Raw genomic sequence first — 23,974 nt, forward strand, 5'->3', positions numbered from 1 at the left:
GCTCCGGCCATTCCCGCCGCCTGCCCGAGAGCGGGGCGAGAATGGCCGCGACGTGACCGCGCCGGCCGGATGTCCCGAGGACGTCGGCTCGGTCCAGCCACCAGCTGGTTCCTATGGCTGCATCTCGTATGCGCCGCAGAGTGCCTCGACCTGCGCCCACACGGCGGCGGTGCGCGACTCGTCCCGGGCCGGACGGCGCAGCTGCGCCAGCGCCCAGGCGGCCTGTGCGTCGGTGGCCGCCGCCTTGCCATGCAGTTCCGTGGCGTAGGCGGAGAAGTCCCCGACGAGCACCGCGAAGATCTCGTCGAGCAGGTCGTGGTCCAGCCCGGTCAGCTCGGCCTGTTCCAGGATCAGCTGGCCGTAGACGACCAGCGCGAACAGCTGGCCGATGGTGAGCAGGAAGTCCAGGTCGCGCTGCTGCTCCTCGGTGGGGGCGTGCGCCTGCAGCAGTGCGCACAGGCCGTCGGCCTGCTGGCGGAACACCGCGACGTTGGAGATGTGGGCGTGCGTGTCGTACGCGGCGCGCCAGTCGTGGAACCGGATCGCCCCCAGCCCGCGGGCGGGTCCCTGCTGGAACAGGAACTCATCGTCGGCGGCGTCGTGACGCGTGGGCACGGGCGCGAACTCGGCCGGGTTGAACAGGTAGTTCGGCATGAACTTCAGGATCAGGGCGAGGTTGACGTGGACGGTGCCTTCGAGCTTCGGAAGACCGCGGATGTCCTTGGCGGCCTTGTCGAAGTAGGTGTCGGCCTCGAAGCCCTTCGCGGCGATCACGTCCCACAGCAGGTCGACGACCCGCTCGCCCTCGGTGGTGACCTTCATCTTGGTCATCGGGTTGAACAGCAGATAGCGCCGGTCGTCGGGGCCCGCCGACCGGAAGTAGTCGACGGCACGGTCGCTGAACAGTTTCATCGCGACCAGCCGGGCGTACGCGTCGGTGAGTTCGCGGCGCACGTGCGGGAAGTCGGTGACCTTCTTGCCGTAGAGGACCCGCTGGTGGGCGTGGGTGACCGCTTCGTACATCGCGTGTTCGCAGATGCCGATGGAGGCCGTGCACAGGTTGAACTTGCCGACGTTGACGGTGTTGAGCGCGGCGTCGAACGCGGCCTTGCCGGTGTGCAGCACGTCCTGCGCGCGGACCGGGTAGTCCTCGAGCCGGAACTCGCTGACGTACATCTGCCCGTTCACGACGTTCTTGACCAGGTGGTAGGCGGGGTGGCGGCTGTCGGCGGCGAAGAAGACGTAGCCGTCGGGCCCCTCGACGTCGGCGCGGCGACCGAAGACGGAGACCAGGCCGGCGACGTTGCCGTTGCCGATGTAGTACTTGCCGCCACTGGCCCGGAAGCCGTCCGCGCCGTCGGGGGTGAGGACCATGTCGGTGGAGTAGATGTCGGCGCCGTGGGTGCGCTCGGACAGGCCGAATGCCATGACGTGGCCGTCGGCGAGCAGCTGGGCGGCGCGGGTGCGGGCGGCCGGGTTGGCGCTCTGCCATACCGGTCCGAGGCCCAGGACGGTGACCTGCCAGGTGTACCAGTAGCCGAGGCCGTAGAAGGCGAGGATCTCGCTGAGGGCGGCGTTGCGGGCGGTGTCCCAGCGGGTGGCTCCGGCGCCGTCTGCGGCCGGGGTCAGGAACGTCGCGAACAGGTCCTCTTTGGCGACGAAGTCCAGGAAGTCGGCGTACCAGGTCCGGTCGTTGTAGCTGTCGACGAGCGCCTTCTTGCCGCGGTTCTCGAAGAAGTCGACGGTGGCGCGCAGCAGCCTGCGGGTGTCGTCGTCGAGGTGTGCGGGGTCGTAGGTGCGCGGGTTCAGCAGCAACGGGTTCGTCATGGGGGGTCTTCCTTGTCCGGTGAGTCAGTGGCCGAGGTCGTGGAGGGTTTCGAGGACGTCGTCGAGCCAGGCCAGCACCATCTGCTCGTAGAGGATGCCGCCGCGCAGCACGACGTGCTGTAGGCGCCGACCCGTGTCGAGTTCGCCGTCGTCGGGGAAGTCGCGCTGCTCGCCGGTCAGGTAGCGGTGGAGAGTTGTCTCGTGGTCGGCGCGGTACCGCTCGACCTCGGTGATCAGCGCTGCCCGGCCGGCGTCGTCGTCGAACGCCGCCCCACGGATCTTGACGGCCAGTTCGTGGCGGACCGTCTCCGGCTGGACCGGTTCCCGCAGCCAGGCCGTCAGGGCCGCCCGCCCGGCCGTGGTCGCGGAGTAGCACCTCTTGTCGGGTCGGCCGTCCTGGTCGATCTCCTCGGCGGTGACCCAGCCGTCGGACTCCATCCGCCGCAGGACGCGATAGATCTGCTGGTGGGTGGCGGTCCAGAACCGGCCGATGGAGCGGTCGAACCGCCTGGCCAGCTCGTAGCCCGAGCCGGGCTGCTCCAGCAGCGAGACGAGGATCGCGTGTTCCAGGGCCACGTCGACCATGATGCTATGAAACTAGTTGCATAGCAACCCCGCCCGGTGCGGCCGACCGATGCCGCCCAGCCGGTCCTACGTCCGTCCGCCAAGAAGTCAGCCGAAGGCGTGTCGGCCAAGGCGTGTCGGCGCAGGCATGGTGACGCGGCATCCGCATATGGCTTGTGCGGTCCCGGCGCCGCCTCGTACGGCGCCGGGACCCGCCCTCACCCGCGCAGTGCGGAGGCGAAGATGGCAGGCAGCGCGCTCCAGCGAGGCCGGGCTGCGAAGGCGACGATGCGGCGGCCGGTCGTGGCGGCGGTGCGGTTGCCGACGAACCACGGTGGTTTCGGGGTGAGGCTGAACTCGCCGGTCATCACCGAGCGTGGCAGCGGCCGGAACGGGCCGTACACCACGGTCCGCTCCGGCCGGTGCAGCAGCAGCGCGTTGTGCACCACCCCACGGCCGCTCTGGACGTCGTCGAGGGTGTGCCCGGGGAAGGCGCCCCAGGTGGCGCGTGGGGTCAGATATCCCACACCGGTCCAGGCGTTGACGCCGACGGTTCCGTAGCGCAGCCGGGCGATGCCTTCCCGCAGCCGCACGCCGAGCTGCCGCCGGGTGCGGGGGTCGATGACGAGGTTGGCGCCCAGCGTGCCGTGCAGGCGCTCGTTGGCGGCCTCGACCGCGGCGTCGAGGAACGCGGCACCCGTGCCGGGCAGTTCGGCGATACCGAGGACCGGCCCGAAGTACTCGGTGCCGAACGCCGATTCGGCGTTGTCGGTGAGGTCGAGATTCCACAGCAGGGTTCGTTCGGCGGTGCCGCCGACGGCCTCGAAGTGTGGGTGCGCCTTCCGGGCGCCGTGCACCCGCAGGTCGCAGCCCGGATACCAGGCGGGCCGGGCGGGCGCGGCGGCGAACGCGGCGCGCAGCGCGGCGTAGAACTCCTGCTTCTGTGGCCAGTCCCTGCTGACGATGACGACCTGGGCGGCGATGCAGTTGAAGCCGCTGTTGTGCAGGCGCTGGGTGGCGATGTGCTCGGCCTGGAACCGCAGGTCGGCTGCTGACCAACGGCCGGGCACCACGATCGTCGGCGACACCCCGCCGAGCTCGCTGGTGATCGGCTTGTCCAGCCGCAGGGTGCCCGCCGCTTTCGCCGCGGTGCCCGCCGCGCCCGCGCCCCAGACGATCGCGTCATGGGTGGCCTCGCTGCCGGTGATGTGCACGGCGTCGACGCCTTCGTGGGTCACCAGGTGGTCGCCGACCGAGGCGTCGCCGGTGACGATGTGCAGGTAGCCGCGCTCGATGAACGGCGCGAACACCGCCTGGAACACCGGCAGCAGCGGATCGGTGACCGGGTTGAGCTTGAGCAGGACCACCCGGTTGTACGCGTACAGCTGGTACAGCACGTCCAGCGGCGCGATCGAGAAGATGTTGCCGGCGCCCATGACCACGGCCACGCCCGCGGTCTGCTCCGGAGCGAGCTGTCCCAGGCCGGCGTGTTGGCGCGTCTGGAGTTCGGTGACGCCGGGTTCCATCCACACCTCGGCCCGGAAGCCGCTGAGCAGCAGCCGGTCGAAGACGTCGTGGGGCAGCACGTCGACGGCGACCCGGCCGCCCGGCGCGGTGCCGACCCGACGTCCTGCCAGCAGGTCACGGCCCTGCTCCAGCCGGGCCATGGTGTCGGCCAGCGCGTGGGCGTAGCCGAGCACGGCCCAGGGCCCGCTGATCCACTCCTCGCCGAGCAGCGGCGACCCCGCGGGCAGCTGCTTGATGTGCTCGGCGACCCGGACCCACTGCTCGGCGTACGCGGCGGTGTTGGCGTGCACCTGCATCAGCAGGTCACGGCGCGAGGCGAGGGACTCGCCGGCCCAGCCGCGCTCGCCGTCGCGCAGGGCGGCGATCATCTGGTCCAGCTGCGCGGTGGTGCCGGTACTGATACTCATGGGACGTCCTTGTCTGCGGTGCGGTCGGCACAGAGCTGGGGTGGGGATCGGACCGCCGCCTGCCGCTCCTCCCAGACGGCGGGCGGCGGTGTCGAGGAGCCGGACGAGTCCGGCCGGTGGTCACGCGACGAGGTCGGCGGGTGCCGCCACCTCACGCTTGAGGATCTTGCCGGTGGGTGACTTCGGCAGCTCGTCGACGATCCACACGTGCCGCGGGTACTTGTACGCCGCAGCCTGCGTCTTGACGTGCTCGCGCAGCTCCTCGGCGGTGGCCGTGGCACCGTCCTTCAGCGCGACGGCGGCGCAGATCTCCTCGCCGTGCTCCGGGTGCGGGATGCCGATGACGGCGACCTCGCGTACCGCCGGGTGCTCGTACAGCAGCTCCTCGACCTCACGCGGGTAGACGTTGTAGCCACCGCGGATGATCATGTCCTTCTTGCGGTCGACGATGAAGAAGTAGCCGTCCTCGTCAACCCGCGCCAGGTCGCCGGAGCGGAACCAGCCGTCGGCGTCGATCGCCTCCGCGGTCGCGTCCGGGCGGCCCCAGTATCCCTTCATGATGTTGTGGCCGCGGATGACGATCTCGCCGACGCCGCCCTCGACGTCGCGCAGCGCCATCTGCACCCCGGCGACGGGGGTGCCGATCGATCCGGCCTTGCGCTCGCGGTCGGCGTGGTTGAACGACGCGATCGGCGAGGTCTCCGAGAGTCCGTAGCCCTCGAGGATGACGCAGCCGAACGCGGCCTCGAACGCGCGCATGACCTCCACCGGCAGCGCCGCGCCGCCGGACACGCACAGGCGCAGGCTGTCCATGTCGAATGTGGCCCGCTGCGGGTGGGCCAGCAGTGCGACGTACATGGTCGGCACGCCTTCGAAGATCGTGACACGGTGCTGGTGGATGGTGGCGAGCGCGGCCTGCGGGTCGAAGCGCGGCACGAGCGCCAGGCACGCCCCGGCGGCGACCGCGGCATTGAGGCCGCAGGTCTGCCCGAACGAGTGGAACAGCGGCAGCGCCCCCAGCACGACGTCGGCGGGGGTCAGGGTGAGCAGGTCGATCGCGACCTCGGCGTTGCGGGTCAGGTTGGCGTGGCTCAGCTCGGCGCCCTTGGGCGTGCCGGTGGTGCCGGAGGTGTAGAGGATGACGGCGGTGTCGCCCGCGTCGCGCTCGACGACGCCGTCGACCGGCTGCGTCGCGCCCAGCAGGGCCTCGAACTCCCCCGGCGTCACGACCAGGCACTCGGTGCCGGCGGCGGCCGCGCCGGCCGTAGCGTCCTCGGCGAACCCGTGCCAGGCCAGCATCACCTTCGCCTGCGAGTCGCTCAGGTAGAACGCCACTTCGCGGGACTTGAGCAGCACGTTCATCGGCACCACGACGGCACCGGCGCGCAGGATGCCGTAGTAGGCGGCGGCGAACTGCGGCACGTTGGGCAGCATGAGCCCGACCCGGTCGCCGGGCTGCACACCGCGCTCGCGCAGCAGCCCCGCCACCCGGGTGCTGGCGGCGTCGAGCTGCGAGTACGACAGCACCACGTCACCGAGACGGATCGCGGGTGCGCCGCCGTCACGGGCCGCGGTGGCTGCCAGGTTCTGGGCAAGGTTGGTCATGACCGGGTCTCTCCATCGGATGTGGGGTGGGGGATCGATGCCGCCCGTCGGGGCGGGCCGCCGCTGAAAGCGGCCTCGGTTACCGGCTGTGGCCCAGCGGGCGGCCATGTTGACCACCCGGCCGCCGCTTCCCGCGGAGCAGATGCGTACGGCCGGGTGGGCGTTGCGGTCACTGCGCCAGGCGCTGCCTGTCACGGGCCGGGTTGACGAGCGTGACCACGGCGGTGCCGCCCAGCAGGAGTACGACCGCGGAGACAAGGACCGCGTTGCCGTACCCGGCCGCACCCTGGGCGTCGACCAGGCGGCCGACCAGGATCGGGGCGATCAGCCCCGCGGTGGTCACGACCCCGTTCATGATGCCCAGGGCCCCGCCGCGGCGCGCGGCCGGAGCGATCTCGGCCACGGTGGTGACCGCGATGGTCACCATCACTCCGCAGATCCCGAACCCGGCGATCAGCAGCAGCACCGTTAGCGGGCCGCCCTGGCCCAGGCCCAGGGCCAGGCAGCCGGCGGCGCTGGCGAGCAGGGTGATGCCGCCGACCCGGGCTCGGGCCCAGCGGCTGGCGACGCCGCGGCGCAGCAGCCATCCGGTCAGCCCGGCCTGGCCGAGCAGCGTGACGGCGTTGACGGCCCACAGCAGCGCCACCAGGTTGGCCGAGGCGGCTTTGGCGTAGCCCAGCCCGTCGTGCAGGTACGACGGCAGCCAGGCGACGGTCAACGCGACCATCCAGTAGGTGCTGAAGTAGCCGGCGGTGACGCCGATCCAGGTGCGGGTGCCCAGGATGCGGCGGTAGCCGACGTTGCTCGAGGGCGGCTCGGAGCCGATCGTGGTCGCGGTCGCCGCGGTGTCGGCGGTGTCAGGGTTGGTGGCCACCGCGTGGCGGCCCTCGCCGCCGATGAAGGCCCACACCAGCGCCCACAGCACGCCGGCGACGGCCACCACCCCGAACGCGGACCGCCAGCCGTGCTCGGTGATCACCCAGGTCAGGCCGGGTGCCGCGAGCACCACGCCGAACGTGGTGCCGGCCGTGACCAGCGCACTGGGCAGGTTGCGACGGCTGTTCGGGAACCAGGACAGCGCGGTCTGCTGGGCGATCGGGAAGGCGGGGCCTTCGGCCGCGCCCAGCACGATCCGGGAGGTGAACAGCATCGCCACGCCCGCACCGAGCGCCAGCGGTGTCTGCGACACCGACCAGAGCACGACCATGCCCAGCAGCAGCCACCGCGGGCGCACCCGGTCGGCCAGCAGCCCGCCGACGGCGCCGAAGATGGAGAACAGCAGGAAGAACGCGCTGTTCGCCGTGCCGAACTGGGTCGCCGAGAGGCCCAGGTCTTCCCGGATCGAGTCGGCTGCCAGACCAAGGATCGACTTGTCCGCAAAGTTGATCATCATGAAGACGACGAGCATCCCGGTGATGATCCAGGCGCGGCGTCGGCCGTCTCGGCTCTTCTCGGTGGGTCTTGCGGGCGTTGCGGGTGCGACTTCGGTGTCGGTCACGATGGCTCCGCGGTGGCTGCAGGGATGAGGAGGGCTGTGGGCGCAACAGAACATCAGGGCCCCGGCCGATCGGATCCGCCTCATCCCGGCGCGCCGGGATGGTCGCTGATCACGTCCTGCCGTTGTGCCGGTGGCTCCAGCGGCCGACGACGGCACCGGAGCGCGGCTGTGACCTGTGACACGCCACTTTCGTTACCGGCAGTATTGTTATTGTCCGGCGCGGAAGCAAGGGCCGGCAGCGGAAAATGTCAAAAAGCTCGGCCGCCCCGACCCCGGCTGGGCGGCCAGCCGCAGAGTGCCGGATCAGGCAGCAGAGCCCACTGCGCGGGCGATCATGTCGGCGAGGTCTGCGGCGAACCGTTCGTCGGGCAGCTGCTGCTCGATCACCAGGCGAAACAGCAACGGCGAGGCCACCAATGTGGTCGCGGCCCGCACGTCGACGTCGGCGCGTACATCGCCGCGCGCGATGCCTCGCTCCAGGATGTTCCGCGTCTCGGTCATGATCCGGGTGGCATAGACCTGGTAGGCGTCGCGGACCTCCCCGCCTTCCTCCGCCGCGATGACCAGCCCTGCCAGCAGCCGGGCCGTTCCGGGCATCCGGTAGACCTCCAGCCGCGCGTCGAGCACCGCGCGCAGCTCGGCACGGAAATCGCCGAGATCGGGCACGGACAGCATCCCGATGCGGGTCTCGGCCGCCGCGATGAACAGCTCGTGCTTACCCGGCCAGCGCCGGTAGATGGCCGGTTTGCTCACCCCGGCCCGAGTCGCCACCGCGTCCATGGTGACCGCGCCGATCCCCTGCTCGGTCACCAGGTCCAGCACCGCCGACAGGACCGCGCCGGTGACGCGCTCCTCCCGAGGGCGCCCCGGTCCCCGCTCCGCTCGATTCACCATGCCGGAAGCCTACGGACGCGACCGGCCCGTGCGCTCGGCGAGCCCGGCCGCGCAGGCTTCAGGAACTCCTGGCTGGGCGTGGCGACCCCCGCCCGACCGTGCCTGACTGCCGCCGGTCGCCGTCGGCGTGTCCGGTCAGCCTGACCGGACACGCGACGGGCGGCATGCAGCCGACCGGTCATGCCGCCGTCACGGCGTCACGATCGCAAAACTCGGATCAGGCGCGTCGAGGTAACCGACCAGGCGCCGCAGGACGCCGACGTCCCCGTCGTGGGCCGCCCCGCCCAGGCCCTTACCGGCCAGCATGCCCAGCAGATCCCGCTTGGTCAGGGTCAGCCGCAGATCGGACTGTCCGGGCGGCGGGTTCTCCTGCTGCAGGAGCACCCCGTTGCGCAGCGTCGTGCGGTACGACTGACCCAGATCGGTGAACGTCCAGTCGACGGTGATCGTGTCGTGCCAGGCCTTCGGTGCGTCGAGGCGGATCGCGAGGGTGTCGAAGATCTGCTCGATGGACAGCACCGCGGCCATCCCGGCGCCGAGATCGATCGGGGTGATCTTCGGACCGTGGCGCAGTTCCTGCGCACCGGTGAGGTAGAAGTTGCGCCAGATGCCGTTCTCGGCCCCGTGGCCGAGCGTCTCGTACACCTGGGCAAGCATTTCCTTCGCGGCGCCGTGAGCCGGGTCGGCGAACACGGCGTGCTGCAGCAGCTGCGCGGCGAACCGCGGGTCCCCGGCGGCCACGAAATCACGCGCCTTCGCCAGCAGGGCCTCGATACCGCCGAAGCAGTCGACGTAACGCTTGGCGGTCTCGACCGGCGGGTGCTGCCACAGGTTGGCCGGGTTGCCGTCGAACCAGCCGAGGTAGCGCTGATAGACGGCCTTGACGTTGTGCGACACCGACCCGTAGTAGCCGCGCCCGTGCCATGCCGCGGCCAGCGCCGGCGGCAGCTGGATCATCTCAGCGATCTCGGCGCCGGTGTGGCCCTGGTTGGCCAACCGCAGCGTCTGGTCGTGCAGGTAGGCGTACAGGTCACGCTGCTCGGACAGGAACCGCGTCATGTTCTCCCGGCCCCAGGTCGGCCAGTGGTGCGAGGCGAACAGGACATCGGCCTGGCCGTCGAACATGGTGATCGCCTCGGTCAGATACCGCGACCAGATTCGTGCGTCGCGCACCAGCGCACCGCGCAGGGTCAGCACGTTGTGCATGGTGTGCGTGGCGTTCTCGGCCATGCACAGCGCGCGGCGGTCGGGGAACAGGAAGTTCATCTCCGAAGGCGCCTCGGTGCCCGGCGTCAATTGGAACACGATCCGTACGCCGTCGACGGTCTCCTCCTGCCCGGTGTGCGTGATGTCGAGCGTGGGCGGGAACAGCGACACGGTTCCCGTGGAGGAGGCCAGCCCCAGCCCGAACCCGATCTGCCCGGCCGGGCCGGTCGGCAGCGTCGCGCCGTACATGAACGTCGCCCGGCGGGTCATCGCCGTGCCGGCGTACACGTTCTCGGCCACAGCGTGCTCCATGAAGCCCACCGGCGCGAGGATCGGGACGCTGCCGTCGGTGACGCCCGCGACCCCGCCGAAGTGATCGGCGTGGGAGTGGCTGTAGATCACCGCGGTCACGGGACGGTCGCCGCGGTGGGCGCGGTACAGGCCGAGCGCGGCCGCGGCGGTCTCCACGCTGAGCAGCGGGTCGACGACGATGACTCCGGTGTCGCCCTCGACCACCGTCATGTTGGAGATGTCCAGGCCGCGGACCTGGTAGATGCCCTCGGCGACCTCGTACAGACCCTGGCGGGCGCACAGCTGACTCTGGCGCCACAGGCTCGGGTTCGCCGTGTCCGGGCAGTCACCGGCCAGCAACGCCGCCCATGCGTCGGCGTCCCACACGACCCGGCCGTCGGCGGCCGTGACGATGCCCGGCGTCAGCGCCGCGACCAAGCCCCTGTCGGCGTTGTCGAAATCAACCCGATCGTCGAAGTCGAGTGCGTCATTCATCGAAAATCTCCCGCATGTGTGCGCCTGAGGACCTCAGACCCGTGAATCCGACCGGCATGGCGGATGCCTGCCCGCTGTCGGCTGTCGCCTTCCCGCACGTGGGCACGGTGCGCCCGCGCCCCGTACGGACGTCCATCGCGATCGAGCTCGTAAGGGTTTAAGCGGGGCCGTCCGAAGGCGCCGCGGCGTTGCCGGCCGTTCGCAGGGCGCCCGGGGCGGCGGCGGCCACGGCGGGCCGGACCGGCGCGATCGCCGCCAGGCGCTGATAGGCCGAGCCCAGCACGGGCCGGGGGTCGGGCTCGCCGCGGTTGGGCCAGAAGGACATGGCGCGCTCGGCCTGCGCGGTGATGGTCAGCGACGGGTTGACGCCCAGGTTGGCCGACACCGTAGAGCCGTCGGCGACATGCACGCCCGGGTGGCCGTACAGGCGCTGGTAGGGGTCGACGACGCCGGTCTCGGGCGAGTCGCCGATCGGGCAGCCGCCGATGAAGTGGGCCGTCATCGGGATGTTGGCGATCTCCCCGATGGTGCCACCGGCAATACCGTCGATCTTGTCCGCGACCCGGCGGGCGGCGTCGTTGGCCGCGGGGATCCAGGTCGGGTTCGGCTCGCCGTGGCCAGGCCCGGAGGTGAGCTTGTATCGGCCCAGCAGGTTCTTGCGCCCCCGGACGGTGATCGAGTTGTCCAGCGCCTGCATCACCAGCAGGATGATCGTCTTCTCGGACCAGTTCTTCGGCGGGAACCAGCCCCAGTGCCGCGGCTGGGTGACCATCGTCTTGAGCCAGGTGACCCAGCGGGGGCGGCCCTGGTCGCCGTCGGTGAGGGCCGTCTGCAGCAGGCCCATCAGGTTGCTGCCCTTGCCGTAGCGCACCGGCTCGATATGGGTGTGCTCGTCGATGTGGATCGATGAGGTGATCGCGACGCCCTGGGTGTACGCGATCTTCTTGGTCCGCGCCTTGACGCCGAGGATGGACTCGGAGTTGGTGCGGCTCAGCTGGCCGAGCCGGGCCGAGACGTTCGGCAGCGACCCGCTGTCGCGCAACCGGTGCAGCAGCTTCTGGGTGTTGTAGGTGCCCGCCGAGAACACGACCTGCGTCGCGGTGAAGGTACGCCGGTGGCGCCGCGCCGACTTGCCCGTCGTCACGGTGTGCACGGCGTACCCGCCCGCCGGCAGCGGTTTGACATCGACGACGGTGGTCATCGGGTGGATCTCGCAGCCGTTGCGCTCGGCCAGGTACAGGTAGTTCTTGTCGAGGGTGTTCTTGGCGTTGTACCGGCAGCCCGTCATGCAGGAGCCGCACTCGATGCAGGTGTTGCGCCTGGGTCCGGCCCCGCCGAAGTACGGGTCCTCCACCTCGGTGCCGCGTTTCTGGCCGTCGCCGCCGAAAAGCACGCCCACCGGCGTCGCGGTGAACGTGTCCCCCACCCCCATGTCCTCGGCCACCGAGCGCAGCACCCGGTCGGCTTCGGTGACGGTGGGGTTCATGGTGACGCCGAGCATGCGCCGGGCCTGGTCGTAGTGCGGTTCGAGTTCGGCACGCCAGTCGGTGATGTGTGACCACTGCGGGTCGTTGAAGAACGGCGCGGGGGGCTGGTAGAGCGTGTTGGCATAGTTGAGCGACCCGCCGCCGACACCGGCGCCGCCGAGGATCACGACGTCTTTCAGCAGATGGATCCGCTGGATGCCGTACAGGCCAAGCGCAGGCGCCCACACGAACTTGCGCACGTCCCAGGAGGTCCTGGGCAGCTCCTCGCTGGCATAGCGCCGGCCGGCTTCGAGCACACCGACCCGGTAGTTCTTCTCCGTCAGTCGCAGCGCGGACACGGCGCCGCCGAAGCCGGAGCCGATGACGAGAACGTCGTAATCGAGGGTGGTCATGAGAGGCGAACCTTTCGCAAAAGGGTCAAAGCCGTGGCCCTGCGCCGGTGAGATGGCGCGGGTGCCGTGGGTGTGCGTGTCATTGCCGTGGCAGCGGCCTGCGAAGGAGCGTTCCGGGCGTACTGGATTTTGTGGGCGCGAGCCCCGTCGGCCAATACGTTACGCGTAGTATCGTTATTGACTTCGAAGAGGGCAAGACCCGGCGCGCGAAAAGTTGTCCGGGCACACCACGTCGAGCGAGCGGCGCACCGATGGCGCAGGCTGCCGCGCATGGTTGGGCCGACAGGCCGTCACCCACGCCGACATCGTGACGAGTGCCGTTACTGCGTGGTTGCGCGGTGCTAGGTCGTGGTGGTTGTGGATGCGGCCGCCGCCTTGGCTGTCCACATCTGCTGGATCTGTTCGAGGGTCCTGCCCTTGGTCTCCGGTTGCAGCTTCCAAACGAAGATGTAGGTGACCAGGCACATGACCGTGAACAGGAAGAAGACGTCCGATTCGCCGATCCGGTCCACCAGGCTCAGGAAACGCCACCATGGCCACCAGCATGATGACCCCGGCGTCGCTGGGGGTGTTCGCGGTCGCGCCGGTGGTCGTCGCGCTGAGGTGACTGATGTAGCGGAAGCAGAAGCTCATCACCAGCAGGGACAGGCCCATGCCGATGAGGCCCGCGAACATCAGCGGCCGTCGGCCCAGCCGGTCGACGTAGGCGACCGCGATGAGCGTGGCCAGGACGTTGACCACGCCGAGGGACCAGGTCGTGGCGGCGGTCTGCTGGTGCGGTGTGCTGAAGCGGCCGCCGCGAAGATCCTGTCGGAGTAGTAGATCACCGCGTTGATGCCGGTGAACTGCTGGAAGATCGCCAGGCCGACGCCGAGAATCAGCGGCGCGCGCCATTCGCCGACGAGCATTCGCGACCAGCCGCAAAGTCGGCCAGTCGGCCGATCAGGGCCCCGACCTCGCGCAGTGCCGAACGCTACATCTCACATGAGACGTCCCCGGGCAGGCCACCAACGCCCGAAGAGTCCATTGACGTCCTTGCCGGGAGCATTGCCCGGCTCCCGCCGGCTCGGATAGGCGCGGTCGGCCGTGGAGAAGTACGCCTTGTCCGCCGCGACCGCATCGGGTCGGCACGGATCTCGTCTATGGTCTTCGACATGTTCGTGAAGGTGTGCGGGGTCCGGACCGAGGCCGATGTCGCGGCGGTGGTCGCCGCCGGGGCCGACGCGGTCGGATTCGTGCTGACCGAGAGTGTTCGCCGGATCGAGCCGGGCGCGGCCAGGCTCCTCGGGGCCGGAATCCCGCCAAAAGTGCTCACGGTGGGCGTGGTCCACGGAGTTCCTGCCGCCGAGGCGGCCCGGCTGGGCCTGGCGGCTGGGGTCCGGGCCGTGCAGTTGCACGGCGGCTACCCGCGCTCGGCGTTCGAGGAGCTGGCCGGGCTGCCCTTCCAGCTGATCCGGGCGACGACCCTCGGCGCCGATACAGATGTGCGGGTCGGCGCCTACGGTGAGGGGCTGCTCCTGCTCGACTCGCCGACCGCGGGCTCCGGCGAGCGCTGGGATCTGTCTCTGCTCGGCGCGGCCCGGCCGCAGGGGAAATGGCTGCTCGCCGGCGGTTTGGGGCCGGACAACGTCGCCGAGGCGATCATCGCGGCGCGGCCGTGGGGGGTGGACGTCTCCAGCGGCGTCGAGTCGTCGCGGGGTGTGAAGGATCATGACCTGATCCGCCGGTTCGTCGCGACCGCTCGCTCAGCCGCCGAGTAGGTTCGGGGTCGGCATCGCCTGCGGCCGGGCGGGATCACGGCTGTCGGCGGCGAGGAGCAGCTCGACCTCGGCGGCGTCGGCCATGCCTAGCCGGCGATGGATCGCGAGCGCCTCCCGCAGCGCCTGGCCGCTGCGCGCGGCCTCGCCGAGGCTGCGGCAGGCGAGGCCGAGGTGGTGCAGGTCAAGGGCTTCCATCGAGTAGGCGCGCAGCTCCCGGTGGATGACGAGCGCCTCGGTGAGGGACCGGGCGGCCTCGGCGTGGTCGCCGTCGGCCTGGCAGGCCTGGCCGAGGTAGCTCAGCGCGGATCACCGGCGGGCCGGAGAACTTCCGCTTCCGTGATACGGCGCGGGCCATCTACAAGGCTCAGACCAGCACCGACGCACTCGGTCCGGCCCTGCCGTCGGTCGAGTTGGCCACGACCGGGCAGCGGAGCAGCGGCAGGTTCTTCTTCGACATCCCGGCGACGTCGGCGCGGGGCGGATACCTCCAACTCATGACCGGCAACCTCGTCCACGCGATCTGGAAGAGCTGACCGGCCGCCGGTACGGCTGCCATCACGCGGCGGCGGGTCTCCTCGCGCCGTTCCGCTCCGGCGAGGCAGGGCGACGAGCCCGACATCGGCGGAGACCTGGTGCAGCGGCTGCTGGTCGCCTGGCGCCCCGCTGCCGCACCCGGACACCCGCTCCGGCCGCGACACCGCCGAGACCAGGAAAGCGCACATGGCGGAAGGCGCCAGAGGCAACACCGGTGATCATGTCCGATCGTTGGCAGGACATGCGCAGAAACATCCCAGCCCAGCTCACCGTCCTTGCCGCCATCGGCGCGCTGCTGGCGGCGCCGACGGGACCGGCGTACGCCGAACCGGTACCGACGGGCCCGGTCAACGCCGACCCGGTCAGCGCCGACCCGGTCGACTGGACTCCGCACATCACCGACGGTGAGGTCTGGGCCCTGGCCCAGGTCGGCGACACCGTCGTGGTCGGCGGACACTTCACCACCGTCACCAGTGCCGACGGCAAGACCACCTACAAGCGCAAGAACCTCATGGCCTTCCGGTTGGCCGATGGCGCCGTGGTCGACTTCGCCCCCAAGGTCGACGGCACCGTCCACGCCCTCGCCACCGGCCCCGCCGACACCGTGATCGTCGGCGGCGACTTCGGCAAGGTCAACGACATCATTCAGCGTACGGTCACCCGGCTCGACCTGACCACGGGCGATGTGGTCCCCGGATTCACCGCACCGGTCAAGGGCGAGGTCTTCACGCTGGCGCGCAGCGGCAGCCGGCTGTACATCGGCGGTCGAGTCTACGTCGACGGTCGGTCCGGCAGTCGCGGCCTGGTCCGGCTGGACGTCGGCACCGGCGCGGTCGACAAGACCTTCGACGTCGAGCTCACCGCATCAGACGACCGGCCCGTGAAGGTCCAGGACCTCACCATCTCAGCGGACGGCGCCCACATGATGGCCCTGGGCACCTTCACCGAAGTGAACGGCCACGCCCGTTCGCAGGTGGCCATGTTCGACATCGTCGGCCCCGCCCCCGTCCTGACCGGCTGGCGGACCGACTTCTACGGCGCCGACGCGTGCAGCGACGAATTCAACACCTACCTGCGGGCTGCTGACTTCGACCCCACCGGCACCTACGTCGTCGTCGTCACCAGCGGCCACACGTCAAGAATCGGGCTGCCCTGCGACACCGCTACCCGGTTCGAGACCGACCCCGCGACCCGCCGGCCGACCTGGATCAACTACACCGGCGGCAACTCCCTGTATGCCGTAGAGGTCACCGATGCCGCGGTCTACGTCGGCGGGCACCTGCAGTGGCTGGACAACCCGTATGGCAACAAGACCAAAGGCGCCGGAGCCGTCAACCGCAAGGGCATCGGCGCGATCGACCCGACCACGGGACAGGCTCTGCCCTGGAACCCCGGCCGTACCCGCGGCGAAGGGCTGCGGGCGTTCCTGGTCAGCGGCCACAGCCTGGTCGTCGGATCAGACACCGACCAACTGGGCCATGAGTACCACGGCCGGATCGGGCTGTTCCCCGAGCGGTGAAGCGTCGGATGTGCTCTGGCAGCGGTGAGCCACCGCCGGCTTCACCAGGGACCTCGGGATGCAGCACGTCGTCGCCGCGTCATGCGGATCCGACGAACTGGCTGACGTGGTAGGCGGTGCTCCGGCCGTCAGGTGTCCTGGTCCACTTGGAGACCATCAGGTGCAGGTCGTTCGTGGCACGGCTGGACCAGGGGTGGATGAAGCCGCCGTACAGTGCGGGCTCCTGCCAGGGGGTGACCTGGACCTTCTCGGCCGTCCATACCCGGTCCGGGCCGGCGGCGGTGCGTGTGACGATGCAGCCGGTGACGCAGTTGAGGTAGGCCATCACCCAGCTGCCGTCGCTGAGTCGGCGCACCGACGGCTCGCCGAACCGACCGTTCAGGATCGGCGTGCACGGGCGGCCCCAGCCCCAGTTGCTGCCGTTCCAGCCCCAACCCTCGTAGGACTCAGGGTAGAAGAGCTGCTCCCAGCGGACCCGCCGAAGCATCATCGGGCCGTCCTGCCTGCCCGAGCGCACCGAGAAGACGTAGACCCAGTCCCCGTCGCGCTGCATCGTCCACATCTGGAAGGGATCGGTGTTGTTCCCGTTGTTCCACCACTTCAACGGGGTGCGAATGAAGTCGTTTCCGTTGTCGGAGTAGGCCAGCCCGGCATAGCGTGACTTCCACTGCGGTCCGGCCGGGCCACCGGAGTTCCAGTTCTCGATGCTCATGTACGAGATCAGCTGGCGCCCGGTCTCCGGGAAGCTGATCCCGTCGTTGGGAATGACGGTGACCTCCCAGAGACCGTCGATGCCGATCCCGTTGTGGCCGTTGTGCATCAGCTCCGGGGCGCGGCCGTTCCCGCCGACCCGGGCTGCGCTGTCGAAGACGATCCCGCCGGGCGCGCCGGGGTGGATGCTGGAGCGCAGCATCACCGGCGAGCGCCAGTCGTTCGGCAGCGGCGGGCCCTCTGGCCACGGGGTGTCGAAGGTGTCACCGAAGAGGTAGCCGATGGAGCCGTTCTCCAGCACGTAGGGGATGCCCAGGTCGGTGCCGGCCACGTGCCAGCGGCTGTTGGTGTCCAGGTCGGCGCCGGTGAGGCGTTTCCGCCACGTGGCTGCCTGGGCTGGGCGGGGCAGGGTCAGCGCGGGCACGACTGCCGCGGCGATCCCGGTGGCCGCGACCCTGCCGAGGAAGGATCGACGACTGAGTGTCATGGTCAGCCTTTCTTGGCTCGCCGCCGTTCGGGAGGGCCCGGTTTCGCGGCGGTCGCGGCAGGACGCGCCTGGCCAGCAGTGAACCCGATCATTCGATACTTGTCAATTGATACCCGGCGCGTCGGGCCCACCTGAGGTGCGGACCGCTGCCCGACCGGCGCGGTCGGGCAAGGCGGACGCGCAACGATTGCGTCCTGCCGTCGCGCGATATAACGTCAGCGACAAAGTGACATGAGTGAATTAATCTTCGCCGCTCGGCGAGCACAGTCCCGTGTTCGGCGCCGCGGTGTGCGCCATCCGCCAGGAGCTCGGCGTGATGGTCACCATGACGGGCGGCACGGCACCTGCCACGACTGAATCGAGGCGGACATGCGAATCCTGCACCGAAGCAGGGCAGCTTTGCTCCTGCTCACGCTGACCATGGTCCCCGTCGCGGCAACGGCCGGTTCGGCGTCGGCGGCCGTCCCGACCGGCCGCGTGATGATCCCGACGTTGCGCGAATGGGCTGTCGGCACCGGTGTGTTCGCCTTCGGCGCCACCAGCAGGATCATCGTCGACACGGCCACCCAGGCGACCGGTGCGACGTTCGCCGCCGACCTGCTCGCGCTGACGGGTCGGACCATCCCGGTCGTCACCGGCGCCACCGCCCAGGCCGGTGACATCAAGCTGGCGCTCGGCTCGGCCGACACGCAGCTCGGCGCGGAGGGCTACCGGCTCACCGTGGCCTCGTCGGTCACGGTCGACGCGCGAACCGATGCCGGCGCCTTCTACGGCACCCGGTCACTGCTGCAACTGATCAAGCAGTCGAACTCGATCCCGGCCGGCACCGGGCGCGACTGGCCGACCAAACCCGAGCGTGGCCTGATGGTCGACAACGGCCGGAAGTTCTTCACCGCACAGTGGCTGCGCAACCACGTGAAGGATCTGGCGTACCTGAAGCTGAACCACTTCCATCTGCACTTCTCCGACAACCTCGGCTTCCGGGTCGAATCCAGCAGCCATCCGGAGATCGTCTCGGCGCAGCGGCTCACCAAGCAGGAACTCGCCGACCTGATCGCACTCGCGGCGCAGTATCACGTCACGATCGTCCCCGAGATCGACTTCCCGGGGCACATGGACACCATCCTCGCCGCCCACCCCGAGCTGAAGCTGGTCAGCAGCAGCGGTGTGGTCGACAACGGCTTCATCGACCTGGCCAAGGACGCGTCCTACACGCTGATGCGCGACCTCATCACCGAGTACCTGCCGCTGTTCCCCGGGCCGTTCTGGCACCTGGGCGCCGACGAGTACGTGGGCAACTACGCCGCCTACCCACAACTGCTCACCTACGCCCGCGCCCACTACGGCGCGTCGGCCACCGCGAAGGACACCTACTACGGGTTCATCAACTGGGCCAACGACATCGTCCGGGCCGCCGGCAAGACGACGCGGATGTGGAACGACGGCCTCAAGTCCGGTGACGGCACGGTGAACCCGGCCGCCAACATCGTCGTGGACTACTGGTACGACTACGGCCTCACCCCGCAGCAGCTGGTCAACCAGGGCCATCAGGTGATGAACAGCTCCTGGACACCCACCTACTACGTCCTCGGCGGCGCCAAACCCGACGTGACCTACCTCTACGAGAGCTGGACCCCGGACACGTTCCAGGGCGGGACGACGATCACCGACCCGACCCGCAACTCCGGTGCGGCCATGCACGTCTGGTGCGACAACCCGAACGCCGAGACCGAGGACCAGGTCGCCGGTGGCATCCGGGACGCGCTGCGCGGCCTTGCCCAGCAGACGTGGGGATCGCCGAAGGCGGTGTCCACGTACGCGGCATTCCAGCCCATCATCGCCACCATCGGGCGGGCACCCGGCTACTCCACCGGCGGGCTGCCCGGCAACCTCGCCCTCGGCCGGCCGACGACCGCGTCCAGCACCGAGACCGCGGCCTTCCCGGCCGGGTACGCGACCGACGGGGACACCGGCACCCGGTGGTCCAGTCTGTACACCAACACCGAATGGCTCCAGGTAGACCTCGGTTCGGCCCAGAACATCGGCCGGGTGATCCTGCGCTGGGAGGCCGCCTACGGCCGTGCCTACCAGATCCAGACCTCGCCCGACGGTACGACGTGGACGACGATCTACTCCACCACGACCGGTGACGGCGGCACCGACGACCTCACCGGGCTCACCGGCACCGGCCGCTACGTCCGGATGCAGGGCGTCGCCAGGGCTACCAGCTGGGGCTACTCGCTCTACGAACTGGAGGCATACGCCGGTGCCACGGGACCGGCCGACCTTGCCCGCGGCAAGCCGGCGACCGCGTCCAGCACCGAGACCGTCAACTTCCCGGCGCCCTACGCGGTCGACGGCGACGCTGCGACCCGGTGGTCAAGCCTCTACAGCGACCCGCAGTGGTTGCGCATCGACCTCGGGGCCGGCTACACGATCAGCCGGGTCAAGTTGGTCTGGGAGAACGCCTACGGGCGGGCCTACCAGGTCCAGACCTCACCCGACGGTACGACGTGGACGACGATCTACTCCACCACGACCGGAGACGGCGGCACCGACGACCTCACCGGGCTCACCGGCACCGGCCGCTACCTGCGCGTATACGGCACGGTCCGCGGTACGGGCTACGGCTACTCGCTCTGGTCCGTCGAAGCGTACGCCTGACTCCACACCATCCCGGCCGACGGCGCGACCGTGCTGCTGGTCGCGCCGCAACTGGTCCGTACCGTCGCGTTGTGGGCCCGCCGGACCGCGGAGCGCCCGCGCAGCAGCGACACGCTGGCCTCGGTTCCCGGCGCCAGCGCCGACGACCTCGCCGCCGGGGTCGACTTTTTGGAAGGCGCCGCCGCGAGCGGCGAGCCGGGGTTCGCGTTGGTCCCCCGTGCCCAGGCCAGTGCCGAGCGTCTACGGCGGTACGGCCGGTTGTCAGCGTCGGCTGGTACGGTCACGCCCTTGCTTGACATCAGGAACAGGAGCAGAGTTCATGCCATCCGACGGCGAGGTGCAGACCCTCGTGCCGCTGACGAGCGAGCTGATCGCGGCTGTGCTGACCGCCCGCGGATACAGTTTCGGCACTGACGACGACGGCGACATCGGCGGGATGTGGAATGACAACGTCGTCTACTTCCTGCGACAGGGTCCCAACGGCGAGTCGCTCCAGGTGCGGACGCTCGCCGCGACCGGGTTCACGGTCGACGACGTGCCCCAGCTGTACGCGTTCTGCAACGAGTGGAACCACGACCGACTGTGGCCCAAGGCATACGTGCACGTCAACGACGATGGCACGGCCCGAGTCGTCGGCGAGGTCACCGCCGATCTGCATCGCGGCGTGTCGCACAAGCAGCTCGACCAGCTCATCGGCTGCGGCATCTCCAGCGGCAGTCGGCTCGCCCAGGCCGCCGCGGAGTTGAAGGCGTGACCGAGCACCGCTTCCAGGTCGACCTGCGTGGCGTCGTCGACCTGCTCAGCCACCATCTGTACGCGAGCCCGCGCGTCTACGTACGCGAGCTGCTGCAGAACGCCACGGACGCGATCACCGCGCGGCGCGCCGGTGATCCCGACGCCCCCGCAGGCCGCGTGGTCATCGAGCCGCTGGCGGATGGCGCGCTGCGCGTCACCGACAACGGCATCGGCCTGACCGTGGACGAGGTGCACACGTTCCTCGCCAGCGTCGGGCGCACGTCCAAGCGCGACGACCTGGGCTTCGCCCGGCAGGACTTCCTCGGCCAGTTCGGCATCGGGCTGCTGTCCTGCTTCATGGTGGCCGACGCCATCGAGGTGGTGTCCCGCTCGGCCACGGGCGGGCCGGCGGTGCGATGGACCGGCTTCGCCGACGGACGGTACATCGTGGCTGCCGAGGATGGCGCCGAGATTGGCACCACCGTCACGCTGCGCCCGCGCCCAGGTGCCGAGCACTGGCTCACCCCGGCTGCCGTGCGTGAGCTCGCGTCGTCGTACGCCCACCTGCTGGACGTCGACGTGACCGTGGGTGATGTGCGGATAACGGAGCCGCAGGCTCCGTGGGAGGCAGCCCACAACGACCCGGAGGTACGCCGGGCGGCGCTGCTCGATTACGGCGCGCGTGTGCTCGGCACCCGCCCGATGGAGGTCATCGACCTGAGCGTGCCCGAGGCGGGACTGCGCGGCGTCGGTTTCGTGCTGGCGTCGCCGGCGGCGGTGGGCCAGGGCGGGCATCGCGTCTACCTGAAGCGGATGCTGCTCAACGAGGACACGACCAAGCTGGTGCCCGAGTGGGCGTTCTTCGTCCGGTGTGTGGTCGACACGAGCATGCTGCGGCCGACCGCCAGCCGCGAGGCCCTATACGAGGACGACCTGCTCTCCTCGGTCCGCGAGGCGCTCGGCGAGCAGATCCGCGGCTGGCTGCTGGACCTGTCGGTCAACGACCCGGATCGGCTGTCGAGGTTTCTGCGCGTGCACCATCTCGGCGTCAAGGCACTCGCCGTCCGCGACGACGAGATGCTGCGCCTGGTGGACGCGTGGCTGCCGTTCGAGACGAGCCACGGCACGATGGCGCTGCGCGCGTTCCGTCAGGGCCGGTCGATGATCCGGTACGTCGAGACCGTCGACGAGTTCCGCTCGCTGGCCGCGATCGCGAGCGCGGCCGGGACGCCGATCGTCAACGCCGGTTACGCCTACGACACCGAGATCCTCGAGCGCCTGTCCAGGGTGGACTCGCAGGCGCGGGTGCGCAGGCTGGACCCGGGCGAGCTGGCCGCCAAGCTCGAGCCGCTCCCGCCGGGCCAGCAGGAGGCGGTCGCGCCGTTCCTGGAGACCGCCCGCGCCGTGCTGCGCGAGCTCGGCTGCGTGCCGCTGATCCGCCAGTTCGACCCGGTGACCATGCCCGCCCTGTACGTGGTCAGCCAGCAGGCCCGCACCCAGGACACGGTGCGGCGCAGCATCGATTCCGTCGACGAGCTGTGGTCCGATGTGCTGTCGGCGTTCGACGACGTGACCGTGGAGCACCGCCCGGAGCTGGTGCTCAACTGGCGGCATCCGCTGATCCGCAAGCTCGCGTCGTATCCGCCCGGCGCGGCGCTGCGGCACGCGGTGGAGGCGCTGTACGGCCAGGCGCTGCTCGCCGGGCACCACCCGTTGCGCGCGGTGGACACCGCCGCGCTGAACCGCTCGTTCCTCACGCTGCTTGATCGCGCCTTTCCCACGGAGAACGTATGACCAGCCTGCCCGACCTGCGCGACGCCCTCGACGAGGCCGAAGCCATGCCGTACGGCGATGGCAAGCTCGCCGAGCTGGAGCGCATCACCGCACACGCCGACGCCGCGGGCGACGTCCGGCTGGGCTACGACGCCCGCATCCAATTGATCGAGACGTACGCCCACCACACTGAACGGTGGCGTATGCTGCCGGCGTTCGGTTGGTGCCTGGCCGCGTTCGACCGCGATCCGTCCATGTTCGACGAAGAAGACGCCGAGCTACTGCGCTGGTTCCACAAGTGGGCGGTGGCGACGCTGCGCAACACGCCCCGGGTCGGCCTGGCGCAGACCGTCGCCGCCCTCGACGACATGGAACGGCGCTTCCGCGCTGGCGGCCACAGCATGCAGGCCATCTACAACCTCCGTTGCCGGATCGCCGACCACCTCGGCGACCAGGCCGAGGCCCGCCGCTGGTTCGACCTTTGGCGTACCGCCGAGCGCGACGAGAACAGCGACTGCGCCGGCTGCGACCCGTCGAGGCAGGCCGATCTGCTCGCCGGGTGGGGCGAGATGGAGCAGGCACTGCACATCGTCGAGCCGGTGCTGAGCGGCATCGTCGGTTGTGCCGAGCAGCCCGAGAAGGCGCTGGTCGTGGCGCAGATGGCGTACCTGAAGCTGGGCAGGTACGACGAGGCCGCCCGGGCGCACGTGCGCTCGTACCGGCGGCACCGGCACGAGCGCGACGCGTTCCCGTTCTTGGCCGAGCACATCCGGTTCTGCGCGCTGACCGGCCATGTGGATCGCGGGCTCGACATCCTCACCGAGCATCTGAGCTGGCTGGACCGGCCGTACGACGAGTCTTCCGCGATGGAGTTCGCGGCGGCGGGCGCGCTGGTCTGCCGGCTGGCCGGCGACACCGACCGCGTCATCCACCGGCCGTCGTTCGAAAACCGTGCCGAAGCCGACCTGACCGTGGCGCAACTCGGCGCCGACCTCGCGGCGCAGGCGCGCGACATCGCGGACCGGTTCGACGCCCGCAACGGCACGGATCATCAGTCCCGCCGGGTGGCGCTGCAGCTGGCGGCGACGCCGATCGTCGACGGGATCGAGCTGCCGCCGGACCGGCCCTCCTCGGCGTGGGACCCGGCGGTCGGGCTGCCGCCGGAGGGCCGGGACGAGCTGGTCGAGCCGCTGACCGTGCAGGCCATCACCGCGATCCTGAACGACCGTGGGGACCGCTACGTCGTCAACGGGGACGGCTCGATCGGCGGCCAGTGGGGCGAGGGCGTGTTCACGTTCGACCGGATGGGCGAGCGCGGCGAGGTGCTGCTCGTACGGGTGGTCGTCCAGCGTACGTTGCCCGCCGACCGGCTCATGGAGGCGTACGCGTTCTGCAATGCCTGGAATCACGACAGGGTGCTGCCGAAGGCGTACGTGCACGACACCGGCGAGGGTGAGCTGATCCTGGCCGGCGACATCACCACCGACTTGGAGCACGGCGTGGCCGCGCCCCAGCTGGCGGTGCTGCTGCACGCGGCGATCATGAGCGGGGCACAGTTCGCGGAGGAGGCGATGGAGCTTCCCAGGTGAGCTTGCCGC

At 70.1% G+C, this 23,974-nt stretch carries 18 protein-coding genes and 1 pseudogene; 6 read left to right on the forward strand and 13 right to left on the reverse strand.

Annotation, left to right across the window (positions count from 1 at the left end; genetic code table 11):
• Positions 1-111: 111 nt before the first annotated feature.
• From KUA19_RS34060 to KUA19_RS45090, 10 genes and pseudogenes are all read right to left on the reverse strand, one after another.
• Complete coding sequence (locus KUA19_RS34060; protein WP_254550539.1) at positions 112-1,827, reverse strand: acyl-CoA dehydrogenase family protein; 1,716 nt, start codon at positions 1,825-1,827, stop codon at positions 112-114.
• 24 nt (positions 1,828-1,851) lie between these two features.
• A complete protein-coding gene (locus KUA19_RS34065; protein WP_254550540.1) occupies positions 1,852-2,412 on the reverse strand; it encodes a PadR family transcriptional regulator in 561 nt (186 codons plus the stop codon).
• A gap of 197 nt (positions 2,413-2,609) precedes the next feature.
• Complete coding sequence (locus tag KUA19_RS34070; protein ID WP_217402842.1) at positions 2,610-4,325, reverse strand: aldehyde dehydrogenase family protein; 1,716 nt, start codon at positions 4,323-4,325, stop codon at positions 2,610-2,612.
• A gap of 120 nt (positions 4,326-4,445) precedes the next feature.
• Entirely contained in the window at positions 4,446-5,930 is a 1,485-nt protein-coding gene (locus KUA19_RS34075; RefSeq protein ID WP_217402844.1) for a long-chain-fatty-acid--CoA ligase, read from the reverse strand.
• A gap of 169 nt (positions 5,931-6,099) precedes the next feature.
• Positions 6,100-7,428 carry an MFS transporter gene (locus KUA19_RS34080; protein ID WP_217402845.1) on the reverse strand — a complete coding sequence of 443 codons (1,329 nt, stop codon included), beginning with the start codon at positions 7,426-7,428 and terminating at the stop codon, positions 6,100-6,102.
• 303 nt (positions 7,429-7,731) lie between these two features.
• Complete coding sequence (locus KUA19_RS34085) at positions 7,732-8,322, reverse strand: TetR/AcrR family transcriptional regulator (protein ID WP_217402847.1); 591 nt, start codon at positions 8,320-8,322, stop codon at positions 7,732-7,734.
• A 189-nt stretch (positions 8,323-8,511) separates the two neighbouring features.
• Entirely contained in the window at positions 8,512-10,314 is a 1,803-nt protein-coding gene (locus KUA19_RS34090; protein WP_217402849.1) for an alkyl/aryl-sulfatase, read from the reverse strand.
• A 157-nt stretch (positions 10,315-10,471) separates the two neighbouring features.
• Positions 10,472-12,193, reverse strand: coding sequence for a GMC family oxidoreductase (locus tag KUA19_RS34095; protein WP_217402851.1), 1,722 nt, complete (start codon positions 12,191-12,193; stop codon positions 10,472-10,474).
• Positions 12,194-12,367: 174 nt separating this feature from the next.
• A pseudogene (locus KUA19_RS45255) lies at positions 12,368-12,952 on the reverse strand (MFS transporter); the annotation flags it as partial.
• Entirely contained in the window at positions 12,868-13,101 is a 234-nt protein-coding gene (locus KUA19_RS45090; protein WP_372451939.1) for an MFS transporter, read from the reverse strand. The pseudogene KUA19_RS45255 and the gene KUA19_RS45090, both read right to left, overlap by 85 nt.
• A 246-nt stretch (positions 13,102-13,347) precedes the next feature.
• On the opposite strand from KUA19_RS45090, the gene KUA19_RS34110 reads away from it, so the two are divergent.
• Positions 13,348-13,953, forward strand: coding sequence for a phosphoribosylanthranilate isomerase (locus KUA19_RS34110; RefSeq protein WP_217402854.1), 606 nt, complete (start codon positions 13,348-13,350; stop codon positions 13,951-13,953).
• On the opposite strand, the gene KUA19_RS34115 is transcribed toward KUA19_RS34110, so the two are convergent.
• Positions 13,939-14,148 carry a hypothetical protein gene (locus KUA19_RS34115; protein ID WP_217402855.1) on the reverse strand — a complete coding sequence of 70 codons (210 nt, stop codon included), beginning with the start codon at positions 14,146-14,148 and terminating at the stop codon, positions 13,939-13,941. The two genes, KUA19_RS34110 and KUA19_RS34115, sit on opposite strands and share 15 nt — an antisense overlap.
• A gap of 169 nt (positions 14,149-14,317) precedes the next feature.
• A complete protein-coding gene (locus KUA19_RS44200) occupies positions 14,318-14,449 on the reverse strand; it encodes a hypothetical protein (RefSeq protein ID WP_302563409.1) in 132 nt (43 codons plus the stop codon).
• A 279-nt stretch (positions 14,450-14,728) separates the two neighbouring features.
• Between KUA19_RS44200 and KUA19_RS34120 the strand changes: the two genes are divergently transcribed.
• Complete coding sequence (locus KUA19_RS34120; protein WP_217402856.1) at positions 14,729-16,006, forward strand: PKD domain containing protein; 1,278 nt, start codon at positions 14,729-14,731, stop codon at positions 16,004-16,006.
• A 79-nt stretch (positions 16,007-16,085) separates the two neighbouring features.
• On the opposite strand, the gene KUA19_RS34125 is transcribed toward KUA19_RS34120, so the two are convergent.
• A complete protein-coding gene (locus KUA19_RS34125) occupies positions 16,086-17,204 on the reverse strand; it encodes a DUF4185 domain-containing protein (protein ID WP_217402857.1) in 1,119 nt (372 codons plus the stop codon).
• A 399-nt stretch (positions 17,205-17,603) separates the two neighbouring features.
• On the opposite strand from KUA19_RS34125, the gene KUA19_RS34130 reads away from it, so the two are divergent.
• From KUA19_RS34130 to KUA19_RS34145, 4 genes are all read left to right on the forward strand, one after another.
• Positions 17,604-19,868 (forward strand): glycoside hydrolase family 20 protein, encoded by a 2,265-nt coding sequence (locus KUA19_RS34130; protein WP_254550542.1) that lies wholly within the window; start codon positions 17,604-17,606, stop codon positions 19,866-19,868.
• A gap of 319 nt (positions 19,869-20,187) precedes the next feature.
• A complete protein-coding gene (locus tag KUA19_RS34135; protein WP_217402858.1) occupies positions 20,188-20,622 on the forward strand; it encodes a type III secretion system chaperone family protein in 435 nt (144 codons plus the stop codon).
• The gene (locus tag KUA19_RS34140; RefSeq protein ID WP_217402860.1) at positions 20,619-22,397 is read left to right on the forward strand and encodes an HSP90 family protein; all 1,779 of its coding nucleotides are present in this window, start codon (positions 20,619-20,621) and stop codon (positions 22,395-22,397) included. Before KUA19_RS34135 ends, KUA19_RS34140 begins: the two co-directional genes overlap by 4 nt.
• A complete protein-coding gene (locus KUA19_RS34145; RefSeq protein ID WP_217402862.1) occupies positions 22,394-23,965 on the forward strand; it encodes a type III secretion system chaperone family protein in 1,572 nt (523 codons plus the stop codon). Before KUA19_RS34140 ends, KUA19_RS34145 begins: the two co-directional genes overlap by 4 nt.
• Positions 23,966-23,974: the final 9 nt, after the last annotated feature.

Source organism: Catellatospora tritici (genome assembly GCF_019083965.1).
Classification (GTDB): Bacteria; Actinomycetota; Actinomycetes; order Mycobacteriales; family Micromonosporaceae; genus Catellatospora; species Catellatospora tritici.